This window comes from Sphingobium sp. SG1 (genome assembly GCF_057063145.1).
In genome coordinates this window covers 109,561-129,942 of the sequence record NZ_JBVVOJ010000006.1, presented here as the reverse complement: position 1 = coordinate 129,942, position 20,382 = coordinate 109,561, and the positions used below count along the sequence as shown (strand labels likewise).

Annotated in this window: 19 protein-coding genes and 1 pseudogene; 12 read left to right on the top strand and 8 right to left on the bottom strand. The window is 64.9% G+C overall.

Annotated elements, in window-relative coordinates; genetic code table 11:
- Positions 1-6: 6 nt before the first annotated feature.
- Positions 7-738 (bottom strand): class I SAM-dependent methyltransferase, encoded by a 732-nt coding sequence (locus AC0KVN_RS15035; protein WP_435567166.1) that lies wholly within the window; start codon positions 736-738, stop codon positions 7-9.
- Positions 739-918: 180 nt separating this feature from the next.
- Here AC0KVN_RS15035 and mutM point away from each other — a divergent pair, with 180 nt between their 5' ends.
- From mutM to AC0KVN_RS15015, 4 genes are all read left to right on the top strand, one after another.
- Positions 919-1,731: a bifunctional DNA-formamidopyrimidine glycosylase/DNA-(apurinic or apyrimidinic site) lyase gene (mutM, locus tag AC0KVN_RS15030; protein WP_435567165.1), complete on the top strand. Its 813-nt coding sequence runs from the start codon at positions 919-921 to the stop codon at positions 1,729-1,731.
- A gap of 117 nt (positions 1,732-1,848) precedes the next feature.
- Complete coding sequence (gene rpsT / locus AC0KVN_RS15025) at positions 1,849-2,112, top strand: 30S ribosomal protein S20 (protein ID WP_010335635.1); 264 nt, start codon at positions 1,849-1,851, stop codon at positions 2,110-2,112.
- A 431-nt stretch (positions 2,113-2,543) separates the two neighbouring features.
- Positions 2,544-3,962, top strand: a complete 1,419-nt coding sequence (gene dnaA / locus AC0KVN_RS15020) for a chromosomal replication initiator protein DnaA (protein ID WP_004210320.1) — start codon at positions 2,544-2,546, stop codon at positions 3,960-3,962.
- Positions 3,963-4,030: 68 nt separating this feature from the next.
- The gene (locus AC0KVN_RS15015; protein WP_483656195.1) at positions 4,031-4,648 is read left to right on the top strand and encodes a peptidylprolyl isomerase; all 618 of its coding nucleotides are present in this window, start codon (positions 4,031-4,033) and stop codon (positions 4,646-4,648) included.
- A gap of 10 nt (positions 4,649-4,658) precedes the next feature.
- Here the strand turns inward: AC0KVN_RS15015 and AC0KVN_RS15010 are convergent, their stop codons facing one another.
- The 4 genes from AC0KVN_RS15010 to AC0KVN_RS14995 all read right to left on the bottom strand — a co-directional run bounded on the left by AC0KVN_RS15010 (position 4,659) and on the right by AC0KVN_RS14995 (position 8,917).
- Positions 4,659-6,353: a putative bifunctional diguanylate cyclase/phosphodiesterase gene (locus AC0KVN_RS15010; RefSeq protein ID WP_483656194.1), complete on the bottom strand. Its 1,695-nt coding sequence runs from the start codon at positions 6,351-6,353 to the stop codon at positions 4,659-4,661.
- 102 nt (positions 6,354-6,455) lie between these two features.
- Positions 6,456-6,989, bottom strand: a complete 534-nt coding sequence (locus AC0KVN_RS15005; protein ID WP_048936409.1) for a Smr/MutS family protein — start codon at positions 6,987-6,989, stop codon at positions 6,456-6,458.
- Positions 6,990-6,998: 9 nt separating this feature from the next.
- Positions 6,999-8,264 carry a murein transglycosylase A gene (gene mltA / locus AC0KVN_RS15000; RefSeq protein ID WP_435567162.1) on the bottom strand — a complete coding sequence of 422 codons (1,266 nt, stop codon included), beginning with the start codon at positions 8,262-8,264 and terminating at the stop codon, positions 6,999-7,001.
- A complete protein-coding gene (locus AC0KVN_RS14995) occupies positions 8,261-8,917 on the bottom strand; it encodes a Tim44/TimA family putative adaptor protein (RefSeq protein WP_037491994.1) in 657 nt (218 codons plus the stop codon). The genes mltA and AC0KVN_RS14995 overlap by 4 nt, the downstream gene beginning before the upstream one ends.
- Positions 8,918-9,138: 221 nt before the next feature.
- On the opposite strand from AC0KVN_RS14995, the gene secB reads away from it, so the two are divergent.
- The 5 genes from secB (at position 9,139) to AC0KVN_RS14970 (ending at position 14,635) form a co-directional block, all read left to right on the top strand.
- Entirely contained in the window at positions 9,139-9,642 is a 504-nt protein-coding gene (gene secB / locus AC0KVN_RS14990; RefSeq protein WP_004210332.1) for a protein-export chaperone SecB, read from the top strand.
- A 122-nt stretch (positions 9,643-9,764) separates the two neighbouring features.
- Entirely contained in the window at positions 9,765-11,339 is a 1,575-nt protein-coding gene (gene murJ, locus AC0KVN_RS14985) for a murein biosynthesis integral membrane protein MurJ (protein WP_435567161.1), read from the top strand.
- 20 nt (positions 11,340-11,359) lie between these two features.
- Positions 11,360-12,364, top strand: a complete 1,005-nt coding sequence (gene trpS, locus AC0KVN_RS14980; RefSeq protein ID WP_097382177.1) for a tryptophan--tRNA ligase — start codon at positions 11,360-11,362, stop codon at positions 12,362-12,364.
- Positions 12,365-12,574: 210 nt separating this feature from the next.
- Positions 12,575-13,222: a DUF4136 domain-containing protein gene (locus tag AC0KVN_RS14975; RefSeq protein WP_004210337.1), complete on the top strand. Its 648-nt coding sequence runs from the start codon at positions 12,575-12,577 to the stop codon at positions 13,220-13,222.
- Between the two features lie 138 nt (positions 13,223-13,360).
- Positions 13,361-14,635 carry a dicarboxylate/amino acid:cation symporter gene (locus AC0KVN_RS14970; RefSeq protein WP_435567160.1) on the top strand — a complete coding sequence of 425 codons (1,275 nt, stop codon included), beginning with the start codon at positions 13,361-13,363 and terminating at the stop codon, positions 14,633-14,635.
- A gap of 484 nt (positions 14,636-15,119) precedes the next feature.
- Here the strand turns inward: AC0KVN_RS14970 and dapE are convergent, their stop codons facing one another.
- On the bottom strand, positions 15,120-16,262 hold the full coding sequence (gene dapE / locus AC0KVN_RS14965; RefSeq protein ID WP_169859731.1) for a succinyl-diaminopimelate desuccinylase: 1,143 nt from the start codon (positions 16,260-16,262) through the stop codon (positions 15,120-15,122).
- A 53-nt stretch (positions 16,263-16,315) separates the two neighbouring features.
- Here dapE and AC0KVN_RS14960 point away from each other — a divergent pair, with 53 nt between their 5' ends.
- Positions 16,316-16,762, top strand: coding sequence for a cupin domain-containing protein (locus AC0KVN_RS14960; protein ID WP_010335647.1), 447 nt, complete (start codon positions 16,316-16,318; stop codon positions 16,760-16,762).
- Complete coding sequence (locus AC0KVN_RS14955) at positions 16,759-17,796, top strand: S66 peptidase family protein (protein ID WP_004210342.1); 1,038 nt, start codon at positions 16,759-16,761, stop codon at positions 17,794-17,796. The genes AC0KVN_RS14960 and AC0KVN_RS14955 overlap by 4 nt, the downstream gene beginning before the upstream one ends.
- Positions 17,797-17,854: 58 nt before the next feature.
- Here AC0KVN_RS14955 and AC0KVN_RS14950 read toward each other — a convergent pair whose 3' ends face one another.
- Entirely contained in the window at positions 17,855-19,156 is a 1,302-nt protein-coding gene (locus tag AC0KVN_RS14950; protein WP_435567159.1) for a dipeptidase, read from the bottom strand.
- 81 nt (positions 19,157-19,237) lie between these two features.
- On the opposite strand from AC0KVN_RS14950, the gene aat reads away from it, so the two are divergent.
- Positions 19,238-19,990 carry a leucyl/phenylalanyl-tRNA--protein transferase gene (aat, locus tag AC0KVN_RS14945; protein WP_435567158.1) on the top strand — a complete coding sequence of 251 codons (753 nt, stop codon included), beginning with the start codon at positions 19,238-19,240 and terminating at the stop codon, positions 19,988-19,990.
- Positions 19,991-20,025: 35 nt separating this feature from the next.
- On the opposite strand, the pseudogene AC0KVN_RS14940 reads toward aat, so the two are convergent.
- A pseudogene (locus tag AC0KVN_RS14940) lies at positions 20,026-20,196 on the bottom strand (DUF2155 domain-containing protein); the annotation flags it as partial.
- Positions 20,197-20,382: the final 186 nt, after the last annotated feature.

Below are 20,382 nucleotides of genomic sequence, written 5' to 3'. Positions count from 1 at the left end.
CGGGCGTCAGATCTTCCAGCCCGAATGGATCGCCACCAGTCCGCCCAGGATCGGCTCGACCTTGGTATTCACGAAACCGGCGTCGCGGATCATGCTCTCGAACTTGGGCATGGGCGGGAAGCGGCGGATCGATTCGATCAGATAGCGATAGCTGTCGGCGTCATTGGCGAACAGCTTGCCCAGCTGTGGCACCAGCTTGTGCGAATAGCTGTCATAGACGTCGGAAAAGCCCGGCCAGGTGGTGGTCGAAAATTCCAGGCAGAAGAAGCGCCCGCCGAACTTCAGAACGCGGTGCGCCTCGCGCAGCGCCATGTCGATATGGGTGACGTTGCGGATGCCGAAGGCGATCGTATAGGCGTCGAATTCCCGGTCGCCAAAGGTCAGCGTCTCGGCATTCTGCTCCGACCAGATCAGGCCTTCATAGCCCTTCTTCTGCGCCCGCTCGACACCCACGGCCAGCATCTCGGGGTTGATGTCGGACACGGTGATATGCGCACCCAGCTTGTGCATGCGAAAGGCGATGTCGCCGGTGCCGCCGGCCATGTCCAATATCTGCTCGCCCGGCTGCGGCTTCACCCGCTTGACGAACTGATCCTTCCACAACCGATGGGCGCCGCCCGACATGGCGTCGTTCATCAGGTCATATTTGGCGGCGACATTGGAGAATACGGCGCGGACCATGCCGGCCTTCTCGGCGGCATCGACGTCGCGATAGCCGAAGGATGCTGTTTCGCTCATGCGGTTCGCTCTAGAGCCTGATCGTGCCAGATGGAAGCGCTATGCGCGCTCACGCGATACGGTGAATTACGCTCTTATGTGATTGCGCAGTTTCAGCGCCAATCCAGCGCGAAGGCATGGGTTGGGAGCTGGGCGTAAACGCCCCTGTCGCTCCGCTATCCGGCATCCTACATAGGGGCCATGCCAGAGCTTCCCGAAGTCGAAACCACCGTTTCCGGTCTGCGATCCGTCTTGCAGGGGGCGACCCTCACACGGGTCGAGCCACGCCGCGCCGATCTGCGCTTCCCGATTCCGGTGGACCTGCGTCAGCGTATGACCGGCGCCACCGTCACGGGCCTCTCGCGCCGGGCCAAATATGGCCTCATCGAAACCGATCGCGGCGACATGATGATCTTCCATCTCGGCATGTCGGGGCGTTGGCGAATCGATCCGGCGGAAATCGGGGCGCATGACCATCTGTTGCTGGAGACGGGCAGCGGGCATCTTCTCTCGCTCAACGACCCGCGCCGTTTCGGTTCGCTCGATCTGGTGCGCAGTGACGCCTGGCAGGGCTATGCCCCCTTCACCCGCATGGGCCCGGAACCATTGGGGCCGGATTTCGACGCGGCCTATCTGGCGCAGGCGCTGGATGGCAAGGCAACATCGATCAAGGCGGCGCTGCTCGACCAGCGCATCGTCGCGGGGTTGGGCAATATCTATGTCTGCGAAGCGCTGAACATGGCGGGCATCGCCCCGACTCGAGCGGCAGGGCGCATATCGAAGCCCCGACTCACTTTGCTGGTAGAAGCGATTCGTACCGTTCTGTCCGCCGCCATCGTCGCCGGCGGGTCCACCCTGCGCGATTATGCGCGGCCGGATGGCGAATTGGGCTATTTCTCCAACCAATGGCGAGTCTATGGGCGCGAGGGACAGATTTGTCCCTGTGGCGGCACCGTGCAACGCCGAGTCGATGGGGGGCGATCGACCTTCCATTGCCCCAAATGCCAGAAATAGCGGGGGGCTCGCTGGTTGACGACACCCCGGAACAGCTGTAAGGGGCGCACCTTCACGAGGCTGGTTGGCGAATCCGACGGGCCTCTTCCCGAGATTTGATGAGAACCGAGGAATAGAATGGCCAATACGCCGCAAGCCAAGAAGCGCATCCGTCGCAATGAGCGTCGCGCCGCGATCAATGGCGCCCGCATCAGCCGGATCCGCACCCTGGTGAAGAAGGTGGAAGCCGCCATCCTCGCCGGTGACAAGGATGCTGCTGCGACCGCGCTTCAGACTGTCCAGCCCGAACTGGCCCGCGGCGTTGCCCGTGGCGTTCTGCACAAGAACACCGCCGCTCGTAAGTTCGGTCGCCTGACCAAGGCCGTCGGCGCGATCGCCTAAGCCTTACGTTAAGCTACCCGCTTATCTGAAAAGCCCGCTCCGGATCGCCGGAGCGGGCTTTTTCTGCTGGAGTCACGGAATAGTCATTTCCCTGACCCGCGAATTTCTCACGATTCGAGCCGGATCGTCAGAATCGCTGCCAAGTAATTCACTGAAAAATAGCCATAATTTGTGAATCTGCAGTTTTCCGCGGGATTCCCGAGTCAACGTCTTTATTTCAGTTTTTTGAAGCGACCCGCCCTTGATCCGGCGAAGCGGCCCTGTCTATTTTGATCCTCCGGCCGCTGATCGAATCACTTCCTGGCGGTCGTCATAATGTCAGTCGATGTATCAGACTCGGAAAGGCGGGGGCGCTTTTCCGAACCATCTTGTTGCGTCCGATAGTCGTGCCCTCAGGGGCATTTTTGTTGGTATTTTGGGGGCAGCATTCAATGAAGGATAATGCGGCGGTGCTTGGAATTCAGGACGGAGAGGCAGCGGCAGATATGGCCCGCCTGGAATCCGCCTGGACGACCATCCGCACCGGTCTGCGCCGCGACATCGGCGCGCGCATGTTCGACCAATGGTTGAAGCCTGCGCGCCTGGGTGACTATTGCCCCGATTCGCAGACGCTGGATCTCCATTTTGCGTCGGATTTCAGCGCGAATTTCGTTTCCGGCCAGTTTGGCGATCGCCTGCGCATGGCCTGGCGCTGTTCGGGCGCCGGTGTGCGTGAAGTGCGCCTGCGCCGTGCGCCCGATTCGTCGGGTCCGCGCCTGCTGGAGGTGAAGCGCGACGTGGCCGCAGCCGTGACGGCGCCGGCGATCGTTGCCGCTGCGCCGACCGTCGCCTGCAACTTCCAGCCGCGTCACGCCTTCGACCAGTTCGTTCCGGGTGAAACCAACCAGCTCGCCTATTCGGCGGCGCTGGCAATGGCGGGCGAGGCGGAGCCCCGCTTCACGCCGCTCTTCATCCATGGCGGCACCGGCCAGGGCAAGACGCACCTGTTGCACTCGATCGCGCGGGCCTTCTCTGCCCATTCGCCGAGCGCACCGGTGCTCTACATGTCGGCCGAACGCTTCATGGTCGAGTTCGTCAATGCGATGCGCTCGAACGAGACGATGGCATTCAAGGCCCGCCTGCGCGCCGCGCGCCTGCTGCTGATCGACGATATCCAGTTCATCGCCGGCAAGGGTTCGACCCAGGAAGAATTCCTCCACACGATCAACGACCTGATCGATACCGGTGCCCGTATCGTCGTGACCGCCGACCGGGCGCCGCAGATGCTGGACGGCATTGATCCGCGCATCCTGTCGCGTCTGGCGGGCGGTCTGGTAGCCGATATCCGTCCGGCCGGTCTCGATCTGCGCCTTGCGATTCTGGAAGCGCGCCGCGCCCATGCCGGCGATCCGCCGGTGCCCGATGCGGTGATCGACTTCCTTGCCCGTTCGATCCGCTCGAACGTGCGCGAATTGGAAGGCGCGTTCAACAAGCTGGTGGCCTATGGCCAGCTGACCGGTCGTTCGATCGATCTGGAATTTGCCCAGACCATGCTCGCCGACGCAGTGCGCGCCAATGTGCGTCGCCTGACCATCGACGAGATCCAGAAGGCCTGTGCCGCGCATTTCAAGATCGACCTGTCGGAAATGAAGTCGAAGCGCCGTGCGCGCGCCGTCGCGCGTCCCCGTCAGGTGGCGATGTACATCTCGAAGAAGATGACGCCGCGCTCGCTGCCGGAAATCGGCCGTACCTTTGGCGGTCGCGATCATAGCACGGTGATTCACGCGGTGCGCACGATCGAGAAGCTGCGTGAAAGCCATCCGGACATGGACGCCGACGTCCGCGCCCTGATGCGCCAGCTGGAAGGCTGATAGCAGACCCAACCATGGGCTGACTCCATGGGCTGACAGGGCAGGGTGGTTGGACTAGGCTTGATGCCATGATCCGCACCCTGGCCCTGTTCCTCCTTGTCGCGCTGGCCTCCGGCCCGCTGATGGCCCAGTCTTCAACCTCGGTTCCGCCGCCTGTCGCCTCAAGCGATGTCCGGGTGGCGCTCGATACGAGTGCCGGGCGCATCGTGGTGACACTGCATCCCGACAAGGCACCGGTCACGGCCGGCAATTTCCTGCGCTATGTCGATCAGAAGCGGTTCGATGGCACCGTCTTCTATCGCGCGGTCGGCGGCCCGGACTATGGCTTCATCCAGGGCGGGACACAGAATGATCCCAAGCGCGTCCTGCCGCCGATCAAGCATGAGCCGACCAGTCAGACGGGCCTCACCCATGATGACGGTGCGCTGTCGATGGCGCGCTATGCACCGGGCAGCGCAACCGGGGATTTCTTCATCGTGCTGGGCAAGATGCCGGCGATGGACGCGCAGCCCGAATCGGCCGGCGACAATCAGGGCTTTGCCGTCTTCGCGCATGTGGTCGAGGGGCTGGATATCGTGAAGGCCATCCAGGCCGGGCCGAAATCGCCCACCGCCGGCAATGGCGTGATGAAGGGGCAGATGCTGGAGCCGACGGTCAAGATCCTGTCGGCCCGGCGCCTGCCCTGAATCGTCCAGCTTAGAGGCTGCGTCGTTCCGTCGGTTCGACGGTGGGGGCGGCGGCATATCGATCCAGATATTGCGCCTCGCCCATCGGTCGGGCGAGGTGATAGCCCTGAAACAGGGTGCATCCGATGACGCGCAGCATGTCCATCTGTGCCTGCGTCTCGACCCCTTCGATCACCACTTCCATGCCAAGGCCCTGAATCAGCCCAACGACTGCGCTGCAGATCGTCCGCGCCTCTGCGGAGGTCGCGATGTCGCGCACCAGGCTGCGGTCGATCTTCACCCGGTCGACCGGCAATTCACGCAGCCGGGCCAGATTGGAATAGCCGGTGCCGAAATCGTCGATGGCGATTCGCACGCCATCCTGTCGCAGCGCGCTGAGCTGTCCCAACACGCGCTCGTCCATGTCCATTGCCAGCGATTCGGTGATCTCCAGCTCCAGCATGGCCGGCGGGGTCTGGTGTGTCGCCATGGCGTGGCGCAGGCGCAGGAAGAAATCGGCCTGTGCCAGTTCGCGGGTCGAAATGTTGATCGCGATTCGCTGATGCACGCCCGATCGCGCCCAGCTCGCAGCGGTCTCGCATACCCGGCCCATGACCCAGTCGCCCAGCGCGACGATCATGCCGCTTTCCTCGGCAACCGGCACGAACGCGCCGGGCATGATCAGCGCGCGTTCGGGATGGACCCATCGCACCAGCGCCTCGGCCGTGACCGCCTGCGCCACCCCGCCATGGCTCATCTCGATCTGCGGCTGAAATTCCAGCAGGAATTCGTCGCGCTCCAGCCCCAGCAGCAGGTCGCGTTCCAGTTCGGCCCGGTCCGCCGCTTCCAGCGCCAGTTCGGCGGTGAACATCTCGGCGCGGCCCCGGCCTTCATGCTTGGCATGATACATGGCGATGTCGGCCGATCGCAGCAGCGCGGACAGGCTGTCGCCATGTTCGGGATAGCAGGCGATGCCGATCGACGCGCCCAGGTCGACATGCTGGCTGCCCAGTTCGAATCGCTCGCCCAGCGCGAACTGGATGGCACGTGCGATGCGTGAAGCGGCATCGCGGCTGGGCAGGGTGGGGAAGAACATGGTGAACTCGTCGCCGGCCAGGCGGCCGATCACGGCGTCGCCCAAACCCGCGCTGACCTGCGCCATCACCACTTCGCGCAGGCGGCCCGCCACCCGCGCCAGCAATTGGTCGCCGGCTGCATGGCCCAGCGTGTCGTTGACCGCCTTGAAGCCGTCCAGGTCGATGAAGAACAAGGCGGCCGGTCCCATGCCGCTGCGTTCGACGAGCAGGCGTTCGACCTGCCGGCAGAAGCTGGTGCGGTTGGCAAGGCCGGTCACCTGGTCGAACAGCGCCAATGTCTGGACATGATCCAGATTGGTGCGGACCTGGCTGAACAGGCTTTCCATCGCCACTGACAGGTCGGGCAGTTCCAGTCCGATCTCGGCGGGGACGTGGGAATGAAGATCGCCATGGGCAGCGGCCAGCAGCCGCTCGGTCGCGGTATCGATCGCGTTTGCGGTCGCGGCGATGGTGCGCTGGGCCGACGCCCAACTCATCGTGCCGCACAGGATCGCGATGATCAGGGATCGGCCGACATCGACCAGATTGTCGGCCGCGCCATGGCCCAATAGTAGCGACAGGATGAAGACGAGCGCGCCAGCCGCACAGGCAAAGGCAGCAGCGCGGCTTTTCACTGTCACGCCCTGCATGTGCCTCCCTGCCTGCTCAAAGCCCCCGATAATCGGTGCTGCTGGATCAGGCGGATATGAAGGACAGTGGTTAAGAAAAGGTCAGTGGCTGCGCAAATTGCGTCATTTTTTGCGGCGCAGGATCAGGTAGATGGCGCCGTCGCCGCCATGGCGGGGATGGGCGATGCGCACGCTGGCGATGCGATCGGCATAGGGGCTGGTCTCCAGCCAGTGGCCGATCTCGCCCCGGATCGCGCCGCGCCGGCTCGAATCCCCGTGGCTGCTGGCTTTTGGCGGCTTGCCGGTCACGACCAGCAGCACCCGGACATCACGAGCAATCGCTGCCGCCAGCGCCTGATTAAGCCTGACATGGGCGCCGGCCAGATTATGGCCGTGCAGGTCGATCGACATATCGGGGGCGATGTTGCCGCTACGGATTCGCTTTTCCCAGCCAGTGTCGAGTACGGCCGCTGGCGTGCGGGCGGGGGTGATCGGCACCGCCTTGGCAGGCTGCGGCGTTAACCTTGTTTCCGGGATCGGCACCGGGGCGACAACGGGCAAAGGCGGACGGATCAGCCCCGGCCGCAACGGCCGGACCGAGCGCGTCAATGCGCCCCAGAGCGCCTGCTCTTCAGAAGATAGGGTCCGGCGTCGCATGGCGCGCGATCACGGGCGCGCCAGCCGTGCGGCGGACCCGATCGGCAGCAATATCAGTGCGCTGCCCCGAGCGGACATGCCGCCGGCAATGCCGCGCGCGCGGTCGCCTGCCCCCCAGAAACTGTCGAACCGATTGGCGCCCTTGATCGCACCGCCAGTGTCCTGGGCGATCCAGATGCCATTGGGTTCGGCCCGGTCCAGCGACAGCAGGACAGGGGCGCCCAGTGGAATATATTTGGGGTCGGCTGCCACCGTCGCCTCGGCCGTAACCGGTACGCCCAGCGCGCCGATCGGTCCCGCGCCGGTCAATTCACGGAAGAAGACGAAGCTCTTATTCTCGTTCATGATCGCCGCGCCCTCGGCGGGGTGGGCGCGCAGATATTGCATGATGTCCTGCATCGACCCGGCCTGGATCAGGCCACGATCCTTCATCAGCTTGCCGATGCCGGTATAGTCGCGCCCATTCTGCCCGTCATAGCCGATGCGCATCACGCCGCCGTCGGGCAGGGTCAGCCGGCCACTGCCCTGGACCTGCAGGAAGAAGAATTCGACCGGGTCGGCCGCCCAGGCCAGTTCCAGCCCGCGTCCCGCCAGCGATCCGTCGACGATCTGCGATCGCTCGTCGAACGGCACGAAATTGCTGCCCTGCACCTTGCCGCGAATGGTGCGGCCCTTCAGGCTTTCGCTGAACAGGCCAAGGTTGACGTCGATCAGTTCCGCCGGGCGGCGATAGATCGGCACCTGATAGCCGGGCTGGCGGGTGCGCGATCCGGCGATTTCCGGCTCATAATAGCCGGTGACGAAGGCCTTGCCCTCGCCCACCTGCACCGCCTCGAAATAGCGGGAGAAAAACTCGGCCGCGGTGGCTTCGGGCCAGCTCGACGCCGCGCTGCAGGCGCTGTTCCAGTCCGATCCGCGCGTCAGCCCGCTCTGGTCGGTGCGCTTCATCAGCGTCGGACAGGAAATGCGAAAGGCCTGCAGGGCGGCGCGGGCGCGCTCACCGGACGGGATCAGGCTGGCAATGTCGGGGCCGGGCGTGACGCCCAAGCCGGCGGCATTGGCTTGATCCGTGGACAGGTCGTCCGGCGATACGGTCGGCAGTTTCGGGGGCAGGGTGGGGCGGGGCGTGGCCGGGACCGGCCGGGTCGCGCCTTCGCCGCTACCGCTCGGCCGGCTTGGCGCAGGGCCGCCGGCCGATGGCGGAATGACGCCGCCCGCGCAGGCGGACAGCATCAGCGCCGCAAGCAGCGCTCCCCCCGAATGACGCAGGCTCACGCCGCCTCGTCGGTTTCGCTGAGCTTCCAGTTGGGATCCGCGCTGCGGATGTCGCGGGTGAAGGTCCAGATATCGTTGGTGCCGACCGCGTCGGTCAGCGACCCGGCAATGACATTGCCGTCCTTATCACGGGTGACGGCGGCAATGTCCGCCTCGAACCGCAGCGAAACTTCGGCGATACGGCCATTGACGCTGGCATCGACGATCTGCGCCTTCTCGATCCGCACCAGGCGATTGTCGAGCACATGGCCCTCGGCTTCGCGCGCCGCGATCGCTTCCTCGAAGGAACCGAGAACATCGGCGTCGCACAGCCAGGCCAGTTCGTCGCGATCACCGCGCCAGAAGGCTTCCAGCACCATTTTGTAGGCGCTCTTGGCGCCTTCGACGAATTGCGGCACGTCAAAGCTGCGATCGGCACTGATCAGCGCGCGCACGCCTGCTTCGCCCGCCGGGGTAATGAGGCCTTCGGCCAGACGAACCGAATCGCCCGTCGCTTCCGGCATCGGGCGGGGCTGCAAGCCGCCCACCTTGGCGCGTTCCTCCGCCGGGCGCAGCGCAGGCTCCTGCTCATGGCCCGTCCGCTTTCCAAGAACGGAATAGAGCCGCAGTGCCAGGAAGCCGGCAATCATGGCGAGGATGACGATCACGTACACGGAGGCAAATACCCTTTGTTCGGGATGATGTTCCATCAACATAGGCATGTTTGCACGATACTTCAAATATCGGCTTGCTCTGTAATGCGCAGCAATTGGCCGACATTGCTTCCTGTCGGGCGGCATTGCCCTGATCTTTCGCCACTGCTAAGCGCGCGGATCGATATCGCGGGCCGTTCCGGCCCTTCGAGCAACGAACGATCAGCAAGGATTTGAGGACAATGGCCGACGAAGCCGACACCATCCAGACCAACGTGACCGGCAATGGCGCCGACACCGCGCCGCAGATTGCGCTGATCAGCCAATATGTGAAGGATCTGTCGTTCGAAAATCCGAACGCCCCGGCCGTTTACCAGTGGCAGGACCAGCCCCAGATCGACGTCCAGTTCAACATCGGTGCCGACCGCGTCGGTGACGAAGTGCTGGAAATCGCCCTGAAGATCGAAGTGAAGGCCGTCGCGCCGCAGGGCACCGCCTTTGCCGTCGAACTCGTCTATGCGGCCCTGTTCGGCATGCGCAACGTGCCCGAGGACCAGATCCAGCCCTTCATGCTGGCCGAAGCGCCGCGCCTCGTCTTCCCCTTTGCCCGCCGCGTGCTGGCCGACGCGATCCGCGACGGCGGCTTCCCGCCGCTTCTGCTCGATCCGATCGATTTCGGCGCGCTCTACCTGCAGCAGGCCGAACAGATGCAGCAGACCGCAGGCGAACCCGCCGGCCACGCCTGATTCTTGATGAGTACCCATCCGTTCGCCCTGAGCCTGTCGAAGGGCGCGGCTGAGCGTAGCGAAGCCCTTTCGCTACGCTCAGGGCAGGGCTTCGACTTCGCTCAGCCCGAACGGAGATTGCCATGAAACTGGTGAAGGCCCTTGGCTCGGTCGGCGGGCTGACGCTCGCCAGCCGGGTGCTGGCGCTGGTGCGCGATTCGCTCGCGGCTCGTTATGTCGGCGCCGGCTTCGCGTCGGACGCCTTCAACGGCGTCGCCTTCCGCCTGCCCAACATGTTCCGCGCCTTCTTTGCCGAGGGCGCCTTCTCCGCCGCCTTCATCCCGCTGTTCAACAAGAAGGCGGCCGGGCCGGGCGGCATGGCCGACGGCTATCATTTCGCCGAGCGGGCGCTGGCCGTGCTGCTGCCGGTGCTGATCCTGTTCACGATCGTGCTGCTGGCGGCGGCCTGGCCGATCACCTGGGCGCTGTCGGGCGGCTTTTCGCGCCAGAATCCGACGCCGGATCAGTTCGCCTTCGCCGTCACCTTGTCGCGCATCACCATTCCCTATCTTGCGTTGATCAGCCTGGCTTCTTTGCTGGGCGGCATCTTGAACTCGCTCGACAAATTCTGGGTCAATGCGGCCGCGCCGATCCTGCTCAACGTCGCGATGATCGCCGGCCTGTGGTTCTTCCACGGCGCCGACGAATATGAAACCGCGCGTGTTCAGGCGATGTCGGTCACGGTCGGCGGGGCGTTGCAACTCCTCTGGCTGATCTGGGCCTGCAAGCGGGCCGGCGTCTCGATGAAATTGAAGCGTCCGCGCCTCGACGCCGACGTGCGCGAGCTGCTGCGCCTGATCGTGCCGGCCGCTGCCGGCGCCGGCGCGTCGCAGATCAACCTCTTGATCTCCACGGCGCTCTCGGGCTGGCTGCTCGCCTCGGGCTCGATCACCTATATCTATTATGCCGACCGGTTGAATCAGTTGCCGCTCGGCCTGATCGGCATCGGCCTTGGCACCATCCTTCTTCCCACCATCTCGCGCATGCTGTCGAAGGGTGAGGATCAGGCGGCGATGGAAACGCAGAACCGGGGCATCGAACTCGCCCTGTTCCTGACCTTGCCGGCGACCATCGCCTTCATCACCGTTGCCGAACCGATCGTGCGCGGCCTGTTCCAATATGGCCGCTTCAGTGCGGAGGACGCGATGCGCTGCGGCTGGGCACTCTCCGCCTTCTCGATCGGCCTGCCCAGCTATGTGCTCGTGAAGGTGCTGACGCCGGGCTATTACGCGCGCGGCGATACGAAGACGCCGGTGCGCTATGCGATGCTGTCGATCGCCATCAATATCGTCGGCAATCTCGCGATGATCCCCACGCTCGGTCATATCGGGCCGCCGCTCGCCACCGCGCTCTCCTCCACCGTCAATGTCGCGATGCTCTATCGCACGCTGGTCGCGCGTGGCCATTTTACGGCAGACCCGCAGCTGCGCCGCCGTATCCCGCGCCTTGCCGTGGCGGCGGTGGTGATGGGGCTGGCGCTCTGGGCGGGCGAGGATCTGCTCGATCCGATGCTCTCGGGCCCGATGGTCAGCCGCTATATCGGGCTTGCCCTGCTTGTCGGCGCGGGCGTCGCGCTGTACGGGCTGGCTTGCTTCGTCACCGGCGCCTATCGCCTATCCGACCTCAAGGCGCTGATGCGGCGGCGAGGCACCCCATAACCAACAGAATGGATTAGAGTATGCGCGTCCTTTCCGGCATCCAGCCCACCGGCAATCTGCACCTTGGCAACTACCTTGGCGCGATCCGCAACTGGGTGAAGATGCAGGACGAGATGGATGAAGGCAGCCAGTGCTTCTTCTTCCTTGCCGACATGCACTCGATCACCGTGCATGAAGGGCGCGAGCAGCGCATCCGCAACGTACGCGACATGGCCGCCGCCCTGGTCGCATCGGGCATCGATCCCGATCGCTCGGTCCTCTTCAATCAGGCGCGCGTGCCGGCCCATGCCGAACTCGCCTGGCTCCTGAACGGCACCGCGCGCATCGGCTGGCTCAACCGCATGACTCAGTTCAAGGACAAGGCGGGCAAGGACCGCGAGGGCGCGTCGGTCGGCCTGTTCGTCTATCCGGTGCTGCAGGCGGCCGACATCCTGCTCTATCAGGCGACCCATGTCCCCGTGGGCGAGGACCAGAAGCAGCATCTCGAGCTGTCGCGCGACATCGCCACCAAGTTCAACACCGATTTCGGCGCTGACGTCTTCACCCTGCCGGCGCCGATCATCCCGAAGGAATCGGCGCGCATCATGTCGCTGCGCGACGGCACGGCGAAAATGTCCAAGTCCGACCCCTCGGACCTGAGCCGCATCAACCTGACCGACGAGGATGATGCGATCATGACCAAGGTGAAGAAGGCCAAGACCGATCCCGAGCCGCTGCCGGAAACGGCGGAAGGCCTGGCCGGTCGTCCGGAAGCGACCAACCTGATCGGCATCTACGCCACCCTGTCGAACAGCACGCCCGATGCGGTCTGCGCGCAGTTCGCCGGCAAGGGCTTCGGCGCGTTCAAGCCGGCGCTGGGTGAATTGCTGGTCGAAACGCTGCGGCCGATGCGCGAGCGCTTCGTGGAACTGCGCACCGACGATGCCGCGCTCGATGCGATCCTCGACAAGGGCGCGGCCAAGGCGGCGGCGGCAGCCGAACCGACCCTGCGAGCCGCCTATGATGCCATGGGTCTGATGCGCTGAGTGATGCCCTGATGCCACAGGGGGTAGGGAAAGAGTCCATCCCCTGCGGCATGCATACGGAATGGGCGCCGCCGCTCCGTCCCTTCATTGACCGGACATGGCTTGCGTCCAATCGACGGGTTGGTGCGTTCAAACGATGTTCAGTTGCGTTTTGCTAGAGCAGGGCGCAAGAAGACTAACAGGCATCCGCCTGATTCAGGACGCGAAAAAATGAAAGCTTTCAGCAAGATCGGCCTTTTCGCAGCGCCCGCGCTGGCGTTGGTGGCCCTGTCCGGCTGCGCCACGTCGTTCAAGGCGGACGTCGCCCGTTTCCAGCAGCTCCCCGCCCCCGCAGGGCAGAGCTACACGATCGTCGCCGACGATCCCAAGCTCGCCGGTGGGCTCGAATTTTCCCATTATGCCCAGATGGTCGGGCAACGCCTGACCCAGACCGGCTATGTCGCCGCCGGCGATCCGGCCAAGGCCGACCTCATCGTGCGTGTCGCCTATGATGTCGACAATGGCCGCGAGCGTGTGCGCTCGACCGGTGGTTTCGGGCCGAGCCCCTATTTCGGCGGCGGTTGGGGCTATGGCCGTTGGGGTCGTCCCTGGGGCTATGGCTTCTATGATCCCTGGCTGTTCGGCGGTGCCGGCTTCAACGACGTGTCGAGCTACACCGTCTACACCAGCGATCTCAGCATGAAGATCGATCGTGCGGCCGATAATCTGCGCCTGTTCGAGGGCAAGGCCAGCGCCCAGTCGCTGTCCAACAAGCTCACCTATCTGGTGCCCAATCTGATCGACGCGATGTTCACCAATTTCCCCGGCCAGAATGGCGAGGATGTGAAGATCACCCTGCCGCCCGAAAAGAAGGGCTGAGCAGTCAAGATACGGTCGGCTCCCAGCCAGACCAAATTGGCCCGGCGATCGTAACGATCGCCGGGCTTTCTTTTTGCCTGCAAGCTTTTAGGCTGATCGGCAGGGGAGCGATGCCGTCACGCATCAGGGGGAATGCACATGTCGTTGACGGTCAGGATCATGATAGCGCTGGTCGCGGGACTGGCGTGCGGCATTGCCCTGTCGGAATTTGGCGGCGCGCTGGATGCGCGCATCGTCGATATCGCCCAGCCAGTCGGCAAGGCCTGGCTCAACGGGCTCCAGATGCCGCTCATCCCGCTGATCTTTGCGCTGCTCGTCACAGGTGTCGCATCCGCCGCCAGCACGGCGCGGACCAGCGGCACGGCGACCCGGACGCTGATCCTCTTTGCGCTGCTGCTCACGGCCTCCGCGGCTGTCGCGGCGCTGCTGGGGCTGTTGCTGCTGCAATTCTGGCCAGTGCCGGCTGGCGCTGTGGGGGCGCTCACCGGGGCGGGGCCGGCCAGCGAGGTGCCCGGCGTTCGCCCGTCCGCCGAATGGTTGCTGGGTTTCATCCCGGCCAACCCGATCCGCAGTGCGGCCGAGGGGCAGGTGGTCGCCGTCGTCCTCTTCGCCCTCGTCTTCGGCTTTGCCGTGACGCGGGTGGCGGAGGAGCGGCGCGCCGCGCTGACGGGCTTCCTCACCGCGCTGGTCGATACATTGCTGATCGTCGTCGGCTGGGTGTTGTGGCTCGCCCCGATCGGGGTGTTCGCCCTGGCACTGGTGGCCGGTAGCCGCTCAGGCCTCGCCACCGCCGGGGCACTGCTCCACTATATAGCCTTCATCGTCCTCATTTGCCTGGCTGTGACGGCGCTGGTCTACCCGCTGGTGATCCTGTTGGGCCAGATCGCGCCCGGCCGTTTTGCCCGTGCGGCCTTGCCGGCCCAGCTCATCGCCTTTTCGACGCAAAGCTCGATCGCCTCGTTGCCGGCGATGATCGCAGCGAGCGACGGCCCGCTGGCGGTGCGGGAAAGCACGCGCTCCATCGTGCTGCCGCTCGCCATCTCGCTGTTCCGCATCACCAGTCCGCCCGCCAATCTGGGCGTCGCCCTCTATGTGGCGGCGATGAACGGCGTGGCGCTCGGCCCGGTGCAGATCATGTTGGGCGTCGCGGTCGCCGCGATCGTCAGCCTGGCGGCGGTCGGCTTGCCGAGCCAGATCACCTTCTTCACCACCACCGGTCCCATCTGCCTCGCCATGGGCGTCCCGGTCGAGGCGTTACCGCTATTGCTCGCGGTGGAAACCGTGCCCGACATCTTCCGTACCGTCGGCAATGTCACCGCCGACATGGGGGTGACTCGCATCATCGATCGACTAGGCGCGACGCCTGTTGGCATGAATTTACGTGAAGATACGGAGAAAAATGATGCCAATTGATTGCTGCGGCAATTTTTATCATGATTTTTCATAATATTGTTCTTGCCTCCTGTCCGAGGCATCGCGATCAGAAGCTAAGGAGTAGGAGCGAGCCATCGGTCCGGCCTTCGTCAAGTAAGGCCAAGCTACAGGCCGCCACGTAGCAAGATTACCTTTCTTTAACTGGTGTCTCTTCGTGGATCGCTCCAAACGGTGCGCCACGGAGAAATTTGATGAATCAGAAAGTCTGCTGGCCCGATACTAGCTGGTCTTATGTTGATGAATTCGGGGTCTGGTGCCCTTCCTGTTCCACGCAGATCGCAAAGGTCGAGGAACTTACCGCCGATTGGCGTGAGCCTGCGAAATGCGCATGCGGATATCCCGAAGAGGAATGATCGCGGAGCAGAGGGCAACTGCTCCTCTGTTCAAGATGTGATCATGCTCACCCGTCATGCCGGGCTTGGGCGCCCGCTCTGGACGAATTGCTTCCAGGCAGACGGTTAATCTAGCCCCGCAGCGCCCGTTCCGTGATCAGCGTGTAGATGCGGGTCAGGTCGTGCAGGTCGGCGACCGCAACGGCCTCGTCCAGCTTGTGCATCGTCGCATTGTTGAGGCCGAATTCGGCGACCGGGCAGAGGCGCGAGAGGAAGCGTGCATCCGACGTGCCGCCGGTGGTCGACAATTCGGTGTCGAGGCCCGTCACGTCGCGGATCGCATCGCTGATCAAGGTGGAGAGCGTGCCCGGCTGGGTCAGGAACGGCTCGCCGCTGATCTTGGCGTCCACCGTGCCGCCCTCGCTCGCCGCGATCGCGCTGATCCGATCGATCAGCGACGCGCCGCTATGCTGGTCGTTGAAGCGGATCGAGATGCGCGCGGTTGCTGCCGCCGGGATGACATTATGGGCCGGGTTGCCGACTTCCAGGTCGGTGATCTCGATATTGCTGGGCTGGAACCAGTCGGTGCCCTCGTCCAGCACTTCGGCATCCACTTTGGCCAGGATGCGGACCAGCGCCGGGATCGGATTGTCGGCCAGGTGCGGATAGGCGACATGGCCCTGCGTGCCCGCCACCTTGATCCACATGTTGACCGAGCCGCGCCGGCCGATCTTCACCACGTCGCCCAGCCGGGCCGAGGAGGTGGGTTCGCCGACCAGGCACATGTCGGGGTGCAGGCCATGGGCGACCATCCGGTCCATCAGCGCGAGCGTGCCATAGGTGGCCGGGCCTTCCTCGTCACCGGTGATGATCAGGCTGATCGTGCCAGGCAGGCCGTCGGGCAATTCGTGCAGCGCCGCGACGAAGGCAGCGATCGCGCCCTTCATGTCGACCGCGCCGCGGCCGTAGAGCAGGTCGCCGCGCACCACCGGGGTGAAAGGATCGCTGGCCCAGCCATGGCCGGGCGGGACGACGTCGAGATGGCCGGCAAAGGCGAAATGCGGGCCGGCGCCGGTGGTGCGCCAGGCGAGCAGATTTTCGACCGGGCCGTCGGGCGCGACGCCGCTGACGAAACGGTCTACGGTGAAGCCCAGCGGGACCAGCATCGCTTCCAGTTCGGCGAACACATCGCCGACGGCCGGGGTGACGGAGGGGCAGGCGAGCAGACGCTCGGCCAGGGCCAGGGCGTCATGATTGGTGCTGGTCTTGGTCATGGGGCAGCGTTAGCGAAAGCCGTCTTTCTTGACCAGCGCAGAGGAGAGGGGCCATGCCGAAGATCGATCTCGCCGCCATTCCACAAAGCAATGCCACCGGCTATCCGGGCGATCATGCGCTGGCGGTGGCCGGTCGCTACTATCGCCGGCTGGCCCCGGCGACGGGTCTTGGCGATTTCGGCGTCAGCCACGTCGTGCTGAAACCCGGCGCAGCCTCATCGCAACGCCACTGGCATGAGGGCGAGGACGAATTTGTCGTCCTGCTGTCGGGCGAGGCGGTGCTGGTCGAGGAGGGCGGGCGCACGCCGATGGCACCGGGCGACATGGCGGCCTTTCCCAAGGGTGTGGCGGATGGCCATCATCTGCTTAACGAAAGCGATGAGGACTGCGTGTTGCTTGCCTTTGGCCGTCCGTCTGTCAGTGATTGCCATTATCCCGATATCGATCTGCACCTGTCCGGTGGGGTCTATCGCCACAAGGATGGGAGCGTTTTTGCATGATGGATCGTCGTGGGTTGCTGGCCGGAATAAGTGGTGCTGTGGTCGCGGCGGGCGTGCCCTCGGTTTCGGCAGCGGCGCCCGCCGGGCTGATCCGGCCGCCGCGCCTGCGCGAAGGGGATGTGGTCGGCCTGGTCGAGCCGGCCGGTTTCACCGATGACGCCTTCGATCTGGACCTGGTCAAGGAGACGATCCGGGCGATGGGGCTCAAGCCCAAGGCCGCGCCGCATCTGGTCGAGCGCTATGGCTATCTGGCGGGCAAGGATGCCGACCGCGCCGCCGACGTCAACGCCATGTATGCCGATCCGGAGGTGAAGGCGGTGTTCGCGGTGCGCGGCGGCTGGGGCTGCGCGCGCATGCTACCCTATCTCGATTTCAAGACGATCCGCGCCAATCCCAAGCTGTTGACCGGCTTTTCCGATATCACGGCGCTGCATCTCGCCTTTGCGGCCCGCGCCGGCTTCACCACCATCCATGGCCCCAATGCCGCCAGCGGCTGGGGCAAGCTCAGCTGGGACAGTTTTCGCGCGGTGGCGTTCGACGGGGCGACACCGACCTATGTCAATCCGGTGGGGACGGAGGATAGGCTGGTGCCGCGCAGCGGCCGCATCCGCACCTTTGGCAGCGGCAAGGCGAGCGGGCGGCTGCTGGGTGGCAATCTCACCGTGCTGACGGCGCTGATGGGCACGCCCTGGTTGCCCGATTTCACCGGCGCGATCCTGTTCGTGGAGGAAACCAACGAGGCGGAATATCGCATCGACCGGATGCTGACCCAATTGTCGCTGGCGGGCATATTGCCAAAGCTCGCCGGATTCGTCTTCGGCCAATGCACCAGTTGCACGGCCACCGGCGTGTCCTATGGCGGCTTCACCCTGTCGGAAGTGCTGGAGCAGCATCTGGCGCCGCTCGGCATCCCCGCTTTCCAGGGCGCGCTGTTCGGCCATATCGCCAACCAGTTCAGCCTGCCGGTCGGCGCCCGCGCCGAAATCGACGCGGACGCGGGTACGATCCGGTTGTTGGAGCCGGCTGTCAGTTAGAGCCTGATCGTTTGAGCTGGAAGCGCTCCGCGCTTCCAGCGATGGCGTGAATCAGGCTCTATTCCTTTGTTGCGGGCTTGGCGCCGTCCAGCGAGGCGACGGTGCCATTGCCGATCGGCTCGCCTTTCATCCCCTCTGCAACCTTCTCGGCCGCCGCCATGACGCGCAGCACATTCTCGCCGGCCAGCTTGGCGATGTCGGCATCGCTCCAGCCGCGGCGCATCAGTTCGGCCAGCAGCGCGGGATAGGTGGCGACGCTGCCCAGCCCCTGGGGCAGCGATCCCACGCCGTCGAAATCGCTGCCGATGCCGACATGGTCGACGCCCGCAACCTTGGCGATATGTTCGATATGGTCGGCGACCATCGACAGGGTGACGACCGGTTCGGGATTGGCCTTTTCCCATTCCGCCAGCGCCTTCTTCGCGCCCTCGGGATCACCGATATAAAGGCCGCCAAAGGGCGGGGCGTTATAGCGGGCCATTTCCGCGCTGCGCGCCGCGCTCCAGACCCGGCGGGCCTCCGACACATATTGCGGCGCGAAATTGACCATGACCACGCCGCCATTGGCCGCGACCTGCTGCAGGATCGCGTCGGACACGTTGCGCGGTGTGTTGCACAGGGCGCGCGCGCTGGAATGGGAGAAGATGACTGGTGCCTTGCTGATCTTCAGTGCGTCCAGCATCACGCCTTCGCTGACATGAGCGAGGTCGACCAGCATGCCCAGGCGGTTGAGTTCATGCACCACCGCCTCGCCGAACGGGGTGAGGCCGTCATGCTGCGGATTGTCGGTGGCGCTGTCGGCCCAGGCGATGGTCCGGCTGTGGGTCAGCGTCAGATAGCCGGCGCCAAGGTCATGATAGGCGCGCAGCACGGCCAGACTGCCGTCGATCTGGCCGCCGCCTTCGACCCCGATCATCGACGCGATCCGTCCGGCCTTGTGCGCGGCACGGACCTCGGCAGCGGTGGTGGCGAGGGTGAAGTCCTGCGGGTAGCGGCGGGCGAGGCTGTGGACCAGTTCGATCTGCTCGACCGTGTCCTTCACCTGCTGCAGTTCGGGCAGATCGGCCGACACCCAGACGGACCAGAATTGCCCGCCCATCTGCCCGGCACGCAGGCGGGTGATGTCGGTATGATATTGGCTGGGATCGAGCCGGTCGAGCGGCATGGTCCAGCGGGCGTCCCCGGCCTTGCCGGCCATCGCTTCGGGCCAGTCATTATGGCCGTCGATCAGCGGGGTGGCCTTCAGCACCTTGGCGATTCGCGCGGCATAGGGATCGGATGCGGGCGCGGCCGAGGCGGCGAAGGGGAGGGCGACGGTGGCGAGGAGCAGCGGCAGGGCTGCGAGGCGGAGGGATATCATGGCGCGGGAGACTAGGGGGGCGACGGATCAAGTCAATCGCGGCTGGCGGGCGGGTACGACATTGGCTAGACCCTTGAAACGATGACGATCGATCCGCTGTTGCTGCTGCAGGCCTATGCCATCGGCGTGTTCCCGATGTCCGATGACCGGCAGGCCGACGATGTCTATTGGGTCGAGCCCAAAAGGCGGGCGATCCTGCCGCTCCATGGCCTTCACCTGTCACGTTCGCTGTCAAAGACGATCCGGCAGGACAGGTTTCGCGTCACCGCCAACCGCGCCTTTGCCGGCATCGTCGCCCTATGTGCGCAAGCCGCGCCCGATCGTCCGTCGACCTGGATCAATGGCCCCATCGAGCGCGCCTATCGCCATCTCCACGAACTGGGCTTTGCCCATTCGATCGAATGCTGGGACGGGGATGAACTGGTCGGCGGCCTCTATGGCGTGGCGCTGGGTGGTGCCTTTTTCGGCGAGTCCATGGTGTCGCGCCGCACCGATGCGTCAAAGGTGGCGCTGGCCTGGTTGGTGGCGCGGATGCGCTTTGGCGGCTTCGGCCTGCTCGACTGCCAGTTCATGACCGATCATCTGCGCAGCATGGGCGCGCAGGAAATCAGCCAGCGCGACTATCTTCAGTTGTTGGGCGTTGCCGTCGGCGACGTGCCGCTGGGAGCGGGCGACGCCGTGCTGTCGGCCGGTTCTGGCGCGGCGGCCGAACTGGCGTTTGCGCCGCTGGCCGGGGATGCGGCGGCAGGCACCTTGCCCTTGTCGCCCAGCTTGACCGTGGCAGGACCGCTTTCGGGCCATTCCATCGTGCAGTTCTTGACCCAGACGTCATAGACCGGGTGCTGGACGACATTGCGGTCGGGCCGTTCGCGGAACAGCCAGCCGGAAAAATTGCGGCGCCACTTGCCGTCGGAACTGCTGCGCACGTCCAACTGCACGAAGGCGCCGGTTTCCTGCACATTCTCCCAGGGGGCCGTGGTCTCGCATGCCTGCAGGCGGACGATGGCGTCGCCGACGCGCAGCGCCTCGCCGGGCTTCATCGTCAGGTCGCGGGTCAGGCCGTTGCGCTTGTTGAGCAGGCCGATCACGGCGGTGCGCTCGGCCATCGGCGTGCCGGACAGGCTGGCCTCGTCCGCGTTGCGGATAGGCTGGCCCTCGATCTTCACCGGGCCGCTCTGATTCGCTTCTGGCGCATCATTGCGACCGCAGGCCGCCAGCAGCGCGCA